The organism is uncultured Oscillibacter sp. (genome assembly GCF_910587525.1).
GTDB lineage: Bacteria > Bacillota > Clostridia > Oscillospirales > Oscillospiraceae > Oscillibacter.
The window spans coordinates 29,763-44,476 of sequence record NZ_CAJULS010000006.1 but is presented as its reverse complement, the minus strand read 5'-3'; the positions used below and the strand labels follow the sequence as shown (position 1 = coordinate 44,476).

Sequence of the window (14,714 nt, the reverse complement as noted above, 5' to 3'; positions counted from 1 at the left end):
ACCTGGAGGATCACAGGGGCCTTCTCCTCGCGGCAGGCCTCGGTGATGCCCTGGACGATCTCCATGTTGTTGACGTTGAAGGCGCCGATGGCGTAGCCCCCGTTATAGGCCTTCTTGAACATCTCGGTAGAAGTGACCAGTGCCATAACAATCATCTCCTCATTTTATTGCGTCCGCCCTTCCCCACTCTGTCTTTACAAGGCAGGCGGTTTCCTGCCAAATTGAAAAATACAGGATTTGAAAAGGCGAAAACGTTTTTCTCCCTAGATAATATCACAAAAAAATTAAAATGCAAGTATTTACAATTCTTTTTTTCAATGATATGATAAATTACACCATTGATTACTGTTTACGATCAGGGACAACACAAATTTTTAGGAGGTTTTTCCCATGAGTGAATTGAAAGGCGCCTGCATCTTTGGTCAGTCCGGAGGCCCCACCTCTGTCATCAACGCCAGCGCCTACGGCGTAATCAGCACTGCGCTGAAAAATCCCAACATCACCCGGGTGCTGGGCGCGGAGCACGGCATCAAGGGCGTTTTGAACGACCGCCTGTTCGATATGGACCAGGAGGACCCTGCGGAGCTGGAGCTGCTGAAGTACACTCCTTCCTCCGCCCTAGGTTCCTGCCGCTACAAGATTGCGGACCCGGACGTGGACGACACCGATTACAAACGTATCCTGGAGATTTTCAAGAAGTACGATGTCCGCTATTTCTTCTACAACGGCGGCAATGATTCCATGGATACCTGCAACAAGATCAGCAAGTATATGCAGAAGGTGGGCTATGAGTGCCGCGTGATGGGCGTGCCCAAGACCATCGACAATGACCTCTTCGGCACTGACCACTGCCCCGGCTTTGCCTCCGCCGCCAAGTATATCGCCACCAGCTGCATGGAGGTCTATCAGGATGCCCGGGTCTATGACACCGGCATGATCTGCGTCATCGAGATCATGGGCCGCCACGCCGGCTGGCTGGCCGGCGCTGCTGCCCTGGCCACCGCCTATGGCGCGGGCCCCGACCTGGTGTACCTCCCCGAGGTGGACTTTGACATGGAGCAGTTCCTCAGCGATGTGGACCGCATCTATAAGGAGAAGGGCAACTGTATGGTGGCTGTCTCCGAGGGCATCCACTACGCCGATGGCTCTTTTGTCTCTGAGGCGAAGACCTCCGCTACCGACGGTTTCGGCCATGCCCAGCTTGGTGGTCTGGCCGCCACACTGGCTGAGGCCTGCAAGGCAAAGACCGGCGCCAAGGTCCGGGGGATCGAGCTGAGCCTGCTACAGCGCTGCGGCGCCCATCTGGCCTCTGAAACCGATATTGAGGAGTCCTTTATGTCCGGCAAGGCCGCCGTGGAGAATGCCGTGTCCGGCATCACCGACAAGATGGTGGGCTTCGAGCGCAGCTATGAGAACGGTCAGTATGTCTGTAAAACCAAGCTGCTGGGCCTCACGGATGTGGCCAACACAGAGAAGAAGGTGCCTTTGGAGTGGATCAATGAGACTCACAACGGTGTTAAGAAGGAATTTATCGACTACGCCCTGCCTCTGATCCAGGGTGAGCCCACCCTGCCCAAGCAGGACTCTCTGCCCCGCTTTGCCAGATTGAAGAAGGTTTTGGCGAAGTAAGCGCCGTCTCGTCATTGAAACAACCCCGCTCTTTAGGAGCGGGGTTGTTTTTCTCATTTCTCGATACCGGACCAGGACAAACGCCATTCCCCATCCTGGTAGACCAGCTCCATAGTTAGATAGCTGTAACTCTCCCCTTCCTCCAGGTTCAACCGGTGTTTGACGGAGACCTTGGCGGAGACTGGGTCCTGGTCATTGTCCGGCATGTAATCCACAGAGGCGATGGAAAGGTACTCCCAGACGTCTTCCCCATAGGCGTCTGCGTCCGCATCTGCCGCCAACAGGTCAGAGATGCCGGAGAGGTCATTGGAAAACAGCGCCGGGAACAGCCGGTCTGTGGTTTCGTAAAGCCCCTGCATCCAATCTGGCACCGTCTCATCCGAGGGAACTACCCGGAAGCTGGACGCCATGTCCCGGAAACGGGTCCCCATTCCCTCCTCTGCCTCCAGGAAATAGCGGGAAATCAGGACAAATGTTCCCCCGCGGCCATCTTCCACAAACCAGAGCTCCGCCTGTTCAGAATCCCAATCTGTGCCGTTGCTCGCCCGAAGATAGAGGCTGCCTGGCAGGATGGCGGCCATTTCTTCCGAGGTCAACTGCGCATAATAGTCTTTCACAACGTTCTCCGCATCCGTCTTAACCATATCGGGAGCCGTTCCGGGCAGATGGAGGATATCCAGTCCCAACTCCGGGAAATCCTCTGGTAAAGGATTGGTACTTCTGATACGGTAAAGTCCATTATCTTCACAAATATAAAATTGCTCCTCGTTCACATAAATGAGGAAATCCGCTGCTTCTTCCTGAGATAACGGCGCGTAGCTGAGCAGGCGGAGGGTGCCGCCGTTGCTGCCGGGCAAAGGCAGAAATGTTTCCCGATTGTCAGGGACTACATATTCAAGGGGGGGATTATCGTAATTGTCTGGATCCTGAAATTCCGGCTGAGGCCAAAAGCGGCCCGCTGTCAGCAGTATTGCCAGACATGCCGCCGCTGTAAGGCAGTATCTGGCCCAATGCCGCTGCCGTTTTTCACTGCGGGCGACCAAATACGGATCCACTTCGCCAATGGCGTTAAACAGCCGATCCTGCTGATTCATAAAACCTCCTCCTTTTCCAAATACTGCCGCAGTTTCTCTCGGCTGCGGTACAGACAGGTCTTTACGGAGTTCTCCCGCATCCCATACCGGCCCGCGATCTTTGCCAGAGGCTCACCAAACCAGTACCGGCGCAGAAATACATTGCAGTCCCGCTCCGGCAGTGTATACAGAAAACGGCTGACCGCCTGCCCCAACTCTGCTGCCTCCAGCGTCTGCACAGTGTCATTGGCGGAGGCACACTCCGAAAGTTCCTCCAGCACCAGGGGAAACTCCCCTCCGCCCCGTTTCTCAGCCCGGGCGGACTTATAGCGGTTAAAGGCCAGGTTTCGGGTAATTTTGCCCAAAAACGGCGCCAACAGCGTGGGGCGATTCTCCGGTATAGCGTTCCAGGTCCCCAGCCAAGTGTCGTTGACACACTCCTCTGCATCCCGGGCGTCATGCAAAATATTACGGGCAATGGTTTTGCAGTACGGTCCATACGCCTTAGCAGTCTCCCGGATAGCTTCCGGGTTCCGTCTCCAGTACATCTCAACAATGACATGGTCCTCCATTCATTCACTCCTCTCTGATCTTTTGAAAGGCCTCTCACCTATCCAGACAACAAATCATCGGAAAAGTTCTCTCCGAACAGAAAAAATCCGGCGCAAAGAGCGCCGGATAAAACTCAGCGGTTTTTCTGATAGATGGTCCACAGTCCGTCCATTAAGAGGAATTTGTCATAGACAATAGGATTCCGGCAATACCGGACGATCACCGGGGCGTTGCCCCCGGTGGCCACCACGCTGACCTGCTGCCCTGGGAACTCCTCACAAATACGGTCGATGATACCGTCCAGCATTCCGGCGGTACCATAGACAATGCCGGAGCGCATACAGTCCTCCGTGGTCTTGCCAATCAGCGCCTTCGGGTGCTGGAGGGAGATGTCCGGCAGCTGGGCAGCCCGGCGGCTCAAAGCCTCCAGAGATACATTGACACCAGGGAGCAGAAGTCCCCCTTCATAGTTCCGCCCCTGGGAAATCACGCCGATAGTGGTGGCTGTACCCATATCGATAGTGATGATGGGCGGAGAAAATTTCTCTAGAGCGGCCACAGCGTCGGCTACAATATCCGCCCCCACCTGGGTCTGGACAGTCAGACGAATGTTCAGTCCTGTCTTGACGCCGGGGCCCACTACCATGGGCGGACGGCCTAAAAGCCTTGTCAGAGCTTTCTCCATCATGAAATTCAGGGGAGGCACCACACTGCACAGGATTGCACCGCTGACCTGGTTATAGTCAAAATGGTATAATGTAAACAGGTTCATTAGGTCCACGCTGATCTGATCGGCGGTTTTCCGGCTGTCTGTGTCCAGAGAGGCCAGGAACCGCAGATTCTTTCCCTTGTCAAACAGCCCTACCGAAGTGTTGGAATTCCCTACGTCAATGGCCAGTAACATGGCAGCCTCCTCCAATTCAGATTTCTTTTTATAATGTTATGATAGCACGATTTTTCCCCTCTTGCAAGCTTTCCAAAAAGCTGGTATACTAAAATGGAAAAAGGAGGCGCGCAATGTTTTTCACAGATATCCCCTCCCCTGTGGGCTCTGTGCGTCTGGCCTCTGACGGAACGGCTCTCACCGGGCTTTGGCTGGAAAACCAGAAATATTTTGCCGCCGGATTGGACCCGGAGGCGCAGAAGGCGCCGGCACTTCCCATATTTCGGAAGGCCGCGCTTTGGCTGGACGATTACTTTGCTGGAAACTGTCCCCCTGCCCTGCCGCCTCTGTCCCCTGCGGGGAGTGCGTTCCAACAAGCCGTTTGGAGACAGCTGCTGGAGATCCCCTGTGGGCAGACCCGTACATACGGGGCCCTGGCGGCGGCGCTGGGTTCCTCTCCCCGGGCAGTGGGAAACGCAGTGAGCCATAATCCCATTTCCATTCTTATCCCCTGTCACCGTGTGCTGGGCGCGGGCGGCAGCCTGACGGGCTACGCCGGAGGCGTGGAGAAAAAGCGGTTTCTCTTGACGCTGGAGGGTGTGAACACAGCAAGGTCTAGCACCCTTGAACGTGAAAAAAGGCCGGGGTTCCAGTATCTGCCGGAGGCCAGGAAGAATCTGCCCTTCGCCCCAGACGAGCCGCTTCCCCCGCCGGAGCCGGGGAAGTTTCCCTGCCCCTGCTGCGGCTACAAGACCCTTCCCGTGCCGGAAAAGGACGCCGTTGCCTATATCTGCCCAGTCTGTCTCTGGGAAAATGATGTATTCGACCCTGGCGAGGACCAGCCCAGCGATGAAAACCACGGCATGACCCTCCGCCAGGGCCGGGAGACCTTCCGGCGTCTGGGCGCCGTCCGAAAGGACCTTGTAGGGTATGTGCGCAGGCCTCTTCCGGAGGAAATACCATAAAAGAGAGGGCATTGGAAACCCAATGCCCTCTTTTAAAATTTACAGGATAATGCAGATCAGCCCGCCGCTGCCCTCGTTGATGATGCGGGTCAGGGTCTCCTGAAGCTTCTTCCGGGCATCCTCCGGCATCCGTTTCAGCTTGGCCTGGAGATCATCGTTCACCAGCTCGTGGAAGCTGCGTCCAAAGATGTTGGACTGCCAGATCTTGCTGGTATCCCCCTCGAACTCCTGAAGCAGGTAATTCACCATATCCTCAGACTGCTTTTCGTTGCCCACAATCGGCGAGACGGCGGTCTCGATGTCCGCCCGGATCATGTGGATGCTGGGGGCGCTGGCCTTGAGCTTCACACCGTACCGGCCGCCCTGTTTCATGATCTCCGGCTCCTCCAGCGTCAGCTCGCTGATGCCGGGGACGACAATGCCGTAACCCGTCTCCCGCACGTCCCGCAGGGCCCCGGCTACCTTGTCGTATTCCGCTTTCACCGCCGCCAGACGGGTCAGCAGGCTCATGAGGTCGCCGTCATCTCCCACCTCAAAGCCGGACTGCTCTGACAGCGTGTGGTAGAACAGTTCCCTGGGCAGACTCAATCTGGCCGTGGCCACGCCGGTCCCCAGATCAATACCGGTGATTTTCGCTTCACTGATATTTTCGCAGCCGCCCAGAGCGCTGATGACACCCTCGATCTCCCGGATGTGTCGCAGCTCCGCCGTTCCCTGGCGGATGGCGTCATACAGCCCTGCCTTGATGGGATGATCCGCCGGCAGAGCGTCCACCCAGGGGGGCAGGAACAGGTCCAGCTCCTGCATGGGGAACTCATAGAGGACGGCCTTGAGGATATTGGCCACATCCTCCTCCCCCAGGTCCAGGCAGTTCACCGGGGCGCAGTTCACCTCATACCGGGAGGCAATATCCCTGGCAATGGCCTCCGCCCGGTCTCCCCTGGGGTCAGCGGAGTTCAGCAGTACGATAAAGGGTTTTCCCAACTCCTGGAGTTCCCGGATTACCCGCTCTTCCGCCTCCAGATAGTCCTCCCGGGGAATGTCGGACACCGTGCCGTCGGTGGTAATGACGATACCGATGGTAGAGTGCTCTGAGATGACTTTCCGGGTGCCGATCTCCGCCGCCTCGGTCATGGGAATCTCGTGGTCAAACCAGGGTGTGGTGACCATTCGGGGTGCGTCGTCTTCAAACTGGCCGATAGCGCCCCGGACCATGTAGCCCACGCAGTCGATAAGACGCACGGAGAAGGATCCGCCATCCTCCAGCTGGATCTGGGCGGCCTCCTCCGGTACAAACTTCGGCTCTGCCGTCATGATGGTACGCCCAGAGCCGCTCTGGGGTAGCTCATCCCGGGCCCGCTCCTTGCGGTAGACGTTTTCAATGTTGGGGATCACCTGGGTTTCCATAAAGCGCTTGATAAAGGTGGACTTGCCCGTGCGCACCGGTCCCACCACACCGATGTAAATATCCCCCGCCGTGCGGGTGGCAATATTCTGGTAGATTGTAGTATTCATAGCATCCCGTCCTTTTTCCGCTCCATATTCATGGTTCACTCTATGTCCCAAGAGATAAAAGTATGACAGCCCGTCTTTTTTTAGCAAAAATGTACAAATTAAGCCCGGCTTTTTCTTGTAGTTTCCGGTCATTTTTTGTATTTACAGAGACAATTTAGCATGATAAACTGCTAATGTACTAAACGGATGGACAGCCGTCCAAATCTGGAGGATGAAATGATGAAGAATCGAAAGAAGTTTTTGGCCCTGTCGCTGGCGCTGGCCGTGGTCCTGTCTCTGGCCGCCTGCGGCGGAAAGAAGGACGAAGCTCCCATTATCGGCGGAGCGGATGGTCCCACCGGCATTCAGGTTACCGACAGCGATATGGCCTATATCAAGGATAAGGGCACCCTGATCGTTGGCATCACCGAGTTTGAGCCCATGGACTACCAGGATGCCAGCGGTGAGTGGATCGGTTTTGACGCCGATCTGGCCAAGGCCTTTGCCGAGAGCCTGGGCGTGGCCGCTGAGTTCCAGCTCATCGAGTGGGACAGCAAGGTGATGGAACTGGAGGGCAAGACCCTGGACGTAGTTTGGAACGGTATGACCCTCACCGATGATGTGAAGGCCGCCATGGAGTGCTCCAACCCTTACTTTAACAACGCTCAAGTCGTGATCGTCCCCAAGGATAAGGCTGATCAGTATCAGACCGTGGAGAGCCTGGAGGGTCTCCAGTTCGCCGCAGAGAACGGCTCCGCCGGTCAGGCCGAAATCGAGAAGCTGGGCAATTCCTGCACCGCTACCCAGGACCAGGCCACCGCTCTGCTGGAAGTTCAGTCCGGCACCGCCGACGCCGCCGTTATCGATTACCTGATGGCCGTCGCCATGACCGGTGAGGGCACCAGCTATGCGGACCTCACCTATACTGTGAGCCTCAATGACGAACAGTACGGCGTTGGCTTTCGCAAAGGTTCTGATCTGGCCGCCGCTCTCAATGAGTTCTTTAAGGCCAGCTATGCCGACGGTTCCATGCAGCAGATTGCCGACACCTATAAGATCGGTGACAAGCTGGTGGAACAGAAGTAAACAGGCGCGCTGAATCCGCAGGGGCCGATTTCAAATCGGTCCCTGCTTTCTCCCTGCAATCTGATCTTTGAGGAGTTGACAGCCATGTTCATGACCGTTGTAGGCGCCCTCAATGAGGGTTTTGTTCAGACGCTCGCCCTCTTTGCCGTCACGCTGGCCGGGGCGCTGCCCTTGGGCCTGATTGTATCATTCGGGTCTATGAGCCGCTTTACCCCATTGCGGTGGCTCACCCGGACAGTGATCTGGGTCATCCGGGGCACCCCTCTGATGCTCCAGCTGTACATTATCTTTTTCATCCCCGGCATGGTGTTGCCCTCCGGCAACCCCTGGCCCGCCGGAACTGCGGGACGGTTTATGGCGGCGGCAGTGGCCTTTATCATCAATTACTCCTGCTACTTTGCCGAGATCTATCGGGGCGGCATCCAGGGAGTCCCCGCAGGCCAACAAGAGGCGGGAATGGTGCTGGGTATGACCAAGTCCCAGATCTTTTTCAAGGTTACGCTGCTACAGATGGTAAAGCGCGTCGTACCGCCCATGTCCAACGAAATCATCACCCTGGTAAAGGACACCTCTCTGGCGCAGGTCATCTCAATTCAAGAGGTTATCTGGGCGGGCAAGGCCTTTTTGAAGAGCTCTCACGGCTACAAGGGACTGCTGTGGCCCCTGTTCTTCACCGGTGTGTACTACTTGGTGTTCAACGGCGGGCTGACGCTGCTCTTTGGCTGGGTGGAGAAAAAGCTGGACTATTTTCGGTGAGGAGGCGATAACATGGCAATTTTAGAAGTACACGACATCGAAAAACACTTCGGCGCCACCCGTGTGCTGGAGGACATCACTTTCTCTCTGGAGCAAGGTCAGGCTTTGGCCATCATCGGCTCCTCCGGCAGCGGCAAGACCACCCTCCTGCGGTGCCTTAATTTTTTGGAGACCCCGAACCAGGGCCGCATTCTGGTGAATGGAGAACTTCTATTTGACGCTGCGGACCCTAAGACCCAGCTGGAGAGCGAGATCCGGAAAAAGCGTCTTCACTTCGGCCTAGTGTTCCAGAACTTCAATCTCTTCCCCCAATACACAGCCCTGCAGAACGTCACCTTGGCCCGTGAGCTTCTGGCCAAGGAGCGGGGCGATGAGACTAAAGAACGCATTCTGGAGGCCGGCAGGGAGCTGCTAGCCCAGATGGGCCTTGCGGACAGGACCGACCACTATCCCCACCAGCTCTCCGGTGGACAGCAGCAACGGATAGCAATTGCAAGGGCTTTAGCTTTACACCCTGATATTCTCTGCTTTGACGAGCCCACCTCCGCCCTGGACCCGGAGCTCACCGGCGAGGTCCTGCGTGTCATCCGGGGACTGGCGGAACAGAAGACCACCATGATCATTGTCACTCATGAGATGACCTTTGCTCGGGACGTGGCGGATCGCATCATCTTTATGGATGGCGGCGTCATTGTAGAGCAGGGCGATCCTAGACAGGTCATCGAACACCCCCAGGAGGAGCGGACCCGGCAGTTCCTGTCCCGGTATGAGGAGGGCTGACATGGAGGCTCTAAAGCTTACCAGTCCTGCTTTTCGGGAGGGCTGTCCCATTCCAAAACGGCACACCGGTTTTGGGGAGGACCTCTCCCCTGCCCTGCGCCTGTCCGGCCTCTGTGATAACGCAGTTTCCGTTGCGCTGATTTTAGAGGATTTAGACGTCCCTCTCTGTAAAACCTACTGCCATTGGCTGATATGGAACCTGCCTCCTATGACAGATATTCCGGAGGGAATTCCCCACGGACCGTCAGTCTTATCCCTGGGAAATGCCGTTCAGGGTATTGGATACGGCGCTAACCGCTACCGCGGCCCCCATCCGCCGCCGTTTTTGCGCATCCCCCACCGGTATGTTTTTCGTTCCTATGTGCTGGACTGCCGTTTGAACCTCCTGCCCGCCTCCCGGCGGCGGACACTTATGAAAGCCATGTCCGGCCACATTTTGCAGGAAGCCTCCCTTCTGGGCATCTTCCGGCGAACATAAGATGAAAAGAGCGTGGAGCACGCCGCAAGGCGGTCTCCACGCTCTTTTCTTATGCCCGTTTTTTGGGAATCAGCAGCAGCTTTTCTCTGGGAATATCCTGCTCCTCCTCCAGTTGATTTGCCGACAGGATCGTTGGAATGGTGGTATTGTACTTCTTCGCCAGATCCCAAGCGGTCTCCTGTTTTCCCAGACACCGCAGTACCAGAGACGGCGCGCCGCTCAAATCCTTGACAGACTCTGTATCCAGCTTGGCGGCAGAGATGCAGATTTTCTTCACCCGTGCGCTGGCCTCGGCCCGGAAATCCACAGGAAAGCGTACCTCAATGCCTCGGTCACCCAAGGTACCCTGCACCTCTTCAGCGCAGACAGCCCGGGCGGTGATTCGGCAGTCCTCTGGCAGCTCCAGCTGGCAGACCACATCGATGCATCGCTCCGCTACCAGCGGCACGCCGCCTTCATCCAGATACAGCGCCTGAATAGAGGCCCCAGTGCGCAGGGTGACGCCCTCTCCCTCCCTGCTGACAGACACCGGTCCGCAATTGACCGACAGGGACAGGATGGAGTCAGCTACCACACCAATCTCCAAAACCTCCCGGACAGTCTGCCGGCGCGTCATGGTCTCGCAAAAGCTGGTCAAATTCAGCGGCCCGGCTTCATAAGTCATGTCATAAGCGGTGGAGTAAAGGTCGTTTAATACTGTGACCTCCTCCTCTGTCCGGAGGAGGGCCACAGCGTGAAAATACAGTGTCACCGAAATTTGACGGCCCTCGTCGTCCGCACCATCAATCTGGAAGTCTGTCCCGGTGAGCTGCAGCTGCACAGTGGCCGCCGCTCCCTCCGAGGCCCCCTCCATCTCCATGATCTGGGAGAAAGGCAGCTCGGCGGAGGTCGTACAACAGCGGCCCTCCGCCGTGCGATAGAGCAGAGTGACACTGAACATCCCTTTGAAAACCAGCTTGCTGCCCACGACCTTTGCCTCGGTAACGGTGCCGCATACCCGGCTTGTCAGTAACTCCGCTGCGCCCTCCCGCCCGGGAGAGAGGTTTATCTCCTCTGAAAAGGTATAATCCTTTTCAGCAATGTGAGTCAGTAAAATAGCATGCTGCTGTTCCTGCCGCTTTTCCACACAGAGATTATCCTCCGCCTCCACATCGGTGCAAAAGTCCAGGGGAGCCCGCTGATAGCCAGTGAGACGCGTTACCAGCTTGCAGTGGGTGAAAACTTTTCTTGGATTCAGCATTCGGGTCTCCAAAAATTCCGACTCGGTCTCCGCCGTCAGATATGTACAGCCTGCCATGGCCCGGCTGTCACTCTCCACTGTAAAGGGCATGGCAAATTCCAGCGTGCGGATACCGCTCTCCCCGTCCGGCGTATACAGCACCGTCACCCGGATGGTACCGGACACCTCTGCTTTCCCATCCCGCAGTTCCCTGCTGTGGAGGAATACTTTCCCCTCTGTCTCAATGATCCGCGCAATGTCCGGGCAGTAGTCCGGCACAATGGTCTCCGTCGTCTCCTCTTGGGTCAATGCCAGTTCTCCGCCCACCTCATAGGCGTTCAGACCGGCTCTTTTCAATTCCAGCTCCATAAATGACAGTCCTTCCTTTCCCGGCAGTTCATGTCCCAGTCTATGAACCACCAGAGACGTTTATGCCATCTTTTGAAGGACAGCCTATTTTTGCATGGTGAATGATAAAGCAGGATCAATCCTTGATCTTAAACAGCCGGCGCAGAATACCCCGCAGGGCTTTGGGCGATTTCCAGACCACGATGTTCATATGAATACTCCTTTCTACCGCTTACAGCAGGCAAGACCACACGCAATCAACAAAAATGCTACCAGGAACATCAGCAACCCCGCGGGGAAGATAGCCGCAATCAGGATCCCAGCTCCCAGCGCTACCGCGAGAACCCCCAGAAACCAACTGCCTCCCGGCCCTCGATTGCACATGTGTCCCGCCCCCTCTTCCGGATATAGTGTGGACTGCCTATGAAGTATGACACACAGCTGCTTTCATAGGTGTGTCAACTACAACAGTATATCCTCAGAGTCTGTCCGTGGTGCTAAGCAATAAAAAGGACCGCTGGACAATTGCATCCAGCAGTCTTTAAAAATGCGATATAAAGATATTTTTATTCAATATAATGGAATTATTTTTTCCCTTTTTGCCTCTGCCAATCCTGAAGCGGTTTCAGTTCCTCATAAAGCCGCAAATAACCACTGTGGCGGCTCTTTTGAATTTTTCCCTGGTTCAAAGCCTCCAACACGGCACAACCTTTCTCCTTGGTGTGGCTGCACCCAACAAATTGACACTTATCCAGATAAGGAGCAAATTCCAAAAAGGTCTCCGGCAGGCGGTTCTTCAACTCCAGATTCAGCTCATCCGTCTCAAAGGAGGAAAAACCTGGGGAGTCCACCACCTCGGCCCCACAGCTCAGTTTGTAAAGCTCCACATGGCGGGTAGTGTGGCGGCCCCGCCCGAGGGCCTGACTGATCTCTCCCACCTGAATACGGAATGCAGGGTCCAGTGCATTCAAAATGCTGGACTTTCCAACACCGGAATTTCCTGTAAAGGCAGATAACTTTCCAGCAATCAGAGCTTTCAAATTCTCCATGCCCTCCCCGGTCTCCGCGCTGACGCGGAGTGTTGGAAAGCCGGCGGCATGGTAGATTTCGTATAGTTCATCCGCCTGGTCCAAGTCGCATTTATTCAGGAGAACCACGACCTGGCACCCTTTCAGCGCCGCGGTAGCTGCCACCCGGTCTATGAGGTACGGGTCTGTCCTAGGAATGGCGGCAGAGGCGATGACCACCAACTGATCGATATTAGCCACGGCAGGTCGGGCAAAAGTATTCCTTCTTGGGCAAATGCGCTCCACAAATCCTTCGCCTCCGCCCAGTTCCCGGATCTCTACCAGATCTCCCACCAGGGGGGAAATTCCGTCCTTGCGGAATTTCCCCCTGGCGCGGCAGGTGAGAATCTGACCGTTTGTCTCTACATAATAGAAGCCGCTGAGGGCTTTTTGAATTCGTCCCTCTGCCATCATGTGCCAAACGTAATGTCTTCTTCACGGAATAGTTCACCGTCAATATAGACAGTTATATGGGCTGTCCCTGTTCCCTCCAGAGGAATGAAATAGCTGCCGGGACGGCAGTCCACAGGCTCATTCAGCAGGCACTCCGTATCTTGGAAAATCTGCAGAACGGCACTGTCACGGTCTGTAGGCAAGGGGATGGTATAGCTATACGTCATAATGTCGCCTACTCCCTCTTCCGGACCATCGCTGACCACCACGTTAATCTTTGTACCGGGGGCCACTTCTCCGGACGCGGGGTCCTGACGAATGATCAGCCCCGCATCCACCTCAGAGCTGTTTTCATATGTGACCTCACCAATATCCAGTCCAAATCCTTGCAGCATGGCCCTGGCCACATCGACCGAGATATTATTTACGGGGATAACATGAACCGGCTGCGGCCCTTTGCTGAGAACCACCCGAATGGTATCCCCGTTTTTCAGCACCGATCCCTCGGCGGGCTCAAAGGAGATCACGTGACCCTCAGTCACCTCATCGTCATACTCTCGTTCTGCTTCCTCAATGGTCAGATTGAACTTCTTCTTCAGATCCTGCATCATCACCGTGACTTCCGCCATGGAGCGGTCCTTCAGGTTCAGCATATTTCCAGTCTCCTGACCGGCGCTGATCCAGACCTGGATCTCCAGATTGTCTCCTTTGCGGGTCTCCCCTGCCGCCGGCTCCTGTTTGGCAATCTCTCCCGGGGCGTATTCGTTGGAGTATAGGGCCTCGTCCTGCTGCGTAATGGTGAAAATGTCCTTGACCTCCGGCAGATTGCCGGCATTTTCCAGGGTGTAGCCTAACACACTGGGAACAGTGTACTGCTCCGGCGCCACTGGCTGAAAAGAGCCCAGAATGGAGCGGAACAGCACTCCTGCCAGCGCCAGCGCCAGCACACAGGCCACCACAACCAACGCTACACGTCCCTTGCTGACGCCTCTCTCCGGTGGATCGTAGTCGTCGTAATCCCGGCGGCGTTCCCGCTCCCGGACAGAAGTGGAGCGGTGAGAAACCGCAATGCTGCTGCCGTGGGGCCCGCTGGTCCTCAGCTTCATAGTGGGCTCGTCCACCTCCTCAGGCCGCAGATCCCGCATCTCAAAGTCCAGATTGGTGTCCGGATTTTTGCGAAAAGCCTCCAGATCCAGAATCATTTCATCCGCAGAGCCATACCGGCGGTTGATATCCGGGGCCATGGCCTTCATGCAGATCAGCTCCAGCTGTTCAGGAATCTCAGGATTTACCTCCCGGGGGGGCAGTGGAATGGAACTCAGGTGCTGAATGGCAACGGACACAGCGGAGTCCCCCTCAAAGGGCAGCCGTCCCGACAGCATCTCATACAGCACCACACCGGCGGAATAGATATCGCTGCGGGCATCGGTCCGGTCGCCCCGAGCCTGTTCCGGCGAGATATAGTGGACGGAGCCCAGGGCCTCCTGTGTCAAGGTCTGGGCAGAATTTTCAAGGCAGGCGATGCCAAAGTCGGCCACCTTCACGCTGCCGTCCCGCAGAACCATAATATTCTGGGGCTTGATATCCCGGTGCACAATCCCCCGGCTGTGGGCGTGAGAGAGGCCGCGCATGATCTGCGTGATAAAATGGAGGGACTCCCGCCAATTCAAACGGCCACGTTTCTCCATATACTGCTTCAGCGTGATACCGTCAATGAGCTCCATGACGATATACTCGATGTCACCGCCCTTGGACACATCGTAGACAGATACGATATTGGGGTGAGACAGCTGAGCGACTGCTTGGGACTCCGCATTAAAACGGCGGCGGAAATCTGCGTCCTGGGCTAAATCGCTCTTTAATATTTTAATGGCTACCAGGCGGTTCAGCCGGTGGCATTTGGCCTTGTAGACCACCGCCATTCCGCCCATACCGATTCGCTCTAAAATCTCATAGCGATTATCCAGCATTTTTCCGATGTATTGGTCCAT

At 56.0% G+C, this 14,714-nt stretch carries 14 protein-coding genes; 6 read left to right on the top strand and 8 right to left on the bottom strand.

Going from position 1 to position 14,714, the window contains the following annotated elements:
• Positions 1–146: class II fructose-bisphosphate aldolase (locus tag QZ326_RS01575; RefSeq protein WP_295740530.1), on the bottom strand; the 146-nt coding region annotated here is incomplete at its 3' end.
• 244 nt (positions 147–390) lie between these two features.
• Here QZ326_RS01575 and QZ326_RS01570 point away from each other — a divergent pair.
• Positions 391–1,629, top strand: coding sequence for a 6-phosphofructokinase (locus QZ326_RS01570; RefSeq protein ID WP_295740522.1), 1,239 nt, complete (start codon positions 391–393; stop codon positions 1,627–1,629).
• A gap of 53 nt (positions 1,630–1,682) precedes the next feature.
• Here the strand turns inward: QZ326_RS01570 and QZ326_RS01565 are convergent, their stop codons facing one another.
• The 3 genes from QZ326_RS01565 to QZ326_RS01555 all read right to left on the bottom strand — a co-directional run bounded on the left by QZ326_RS01565 (position 1,683) and on the right by QZ326_RS01555 (position 4,158).
• Entirely contained in the window at positions 1,683–2,315 is a 633-nt protein-coding gene (locus QZ326_RS01565) for a hypothetical protein (protein ID WP_295740521.1), read from the bottom strand.
• Between the two features lie 404 nt (positions 2,316–2,719).
• The gene (locus QZ326_RS01560) at positions 2,720–3,274 is read right to left on the bottom strand and encodes an RNA polymerase sigma factor (protein ID WP_295740520.1); all 555 of its coding nucleotides are present in this window, start codon (positions 3,272–3,274) and stop codon (positions 2,720–2,722) included.
• Between the two features lie 113 nt (positions 3,275–3,387).
• Positions 3,388–4,158, bottom strand: a complete 771-nt coding sequence (locus tag QZ326_RS01555; RefSeq protein ID WP_295740519.1) for a type III pantothenate kinase — start codon at positions 4,156–4,158, stop codon at positions 3,388–3,390.
• Positions 4,159–4,271: 113 nt separating this feature from the next.
• On the opposite strand from QZ326_RS01555, the gene QZ326_RS13350 reads away from it, so the two are divergent.
• Positions 4,272–5,102 (top strand): methylated-DNA--[protein]-cysteine S-methyltransferase, encoded by an 831-nt coding sequence (locus QZ326_RS13350; protein ID WP_326171702.1) that lies wholly within the window; start codon positions 4,272–4,274, stop codon positions 5,100–5,102.
• A gap of 39 nt (positions 5,103–5,141) precedes the next feature.
• Here QZ326_RS13350 and spoIVA read toward each other — a convergent pair whose 3' ends face one another.
• Positions 5,142–6,617, bottom strand: a complete 1,476-nt coding sequence (spoIVA, locus tag QZ326_RS01540) for a stage IV sporulation protein A (protein ID WP_295740518.1) — start codon at positions 6,615–6,617, stop codon at positions 5,142–5,144.
• 216 nt (positions 6,618–6,833) lie between these two features.
• On the opposite strand from spoIVA, the gene QZ326_RS01535 reads away from it, so the two are divergent.
• The 4 genes from QZ326_RS01535 to QZ326_RS01520 all read left to right on the top strand — a co-directional run bounded on the left by QZ326_RS01535 (position 6,834) and on the right by QZ326_RS01520 (position 9,696).
• On the top strand, positions 6,834–7,682 hold the full coding sequence (locus QZ326_RS01535; protein ID WP_365327993.1) for a transporter substrate-binding domain-containing protein: 849 nt from the start codon (positions 6,834–6,836) through the stop codon (positions 7,680–7,682).
• Between the two features lie 84 nt (positions 7,683–7,766).
• Entirely contained in the window at positions 7,767–8,438 is a 672-nt protein-coding gene (locus tag QZ326_RS01530) for an amino acid ABC transporter permease (RefSeq protein ID WP_295740517.1), read from the top strand.
• A gap of 12 nt (positions 8,439–8,450) precedes the next feature.
• Positions 8,451–9,218: an amino acid ABC transporter ATP-binding protein gene (locus QZ326_RS01525; protein ID WP_295740516.1), complete on the top strand. Its 768-nt coding sequence runs from the start codon at positions 8,451–8,453 to the stop codon at positions 9,216–9,218.
• A gap of 1 nt (position 9,219) precedes the next feature.
• On the top strand, positions 9,220–9,696 hold the full coding sequence (locus tag QZ326_RS01520; protein ID WP_295740515.1) for a YbhB/YbcL family Raf kinase inhibitor-like protein: 477 nt from the start codon (positions 9,220–9,222) through the stop codon (positions 9,694–9,696).
• A 49-nt stretch (positions 9,697–9,745) separates the two neighbouring features.
• Here QZ326_RS01520 and QZ326_RS01515 read toward each other — a convergent pair whose 3' ends face one another.
• From QZ326_RS01515 to pknB, 3 genes are all read right to left on the bottom strand, one after another.
• Positions 9,746–11,284, bottom strand: a complete 1,539-nt coding sequence (locus QZ326_RS01515; protein ID WP_295740514.1) for a DUF3794 domain-containing protein — start codon at positions 11,282–11,284, stop codon at positions 9,746–9,748.
• Between the two features lie 563 nt (positions 11,285–11,847).
• On the bottom strand, positions 11,848–12,744 hold the full coding sequence (gene rsgA / locus QZ326_RS01510) for a ribosome small subunit-dependent GTPase A (protein ID WP_295740513.1): 897 nt from the start codon (positions 12,742–12,744) through the stop codon (positions 11,848–11,850).
• On the bottom strand, positions 12,741–14,714 hold the full coding sequence (gene pknB, locus QZ326_RS01505) for a Stk1 family PASTA domain-containing Ser/Thr kinase (protein WP_295740512.1): 1,974 nt from the start codon (positions 14,712–14,714) through the stop codon (positions 12,741–12,743). Before pknB ends, rsgA begins: the two co-directional genes overlap by 4 nt.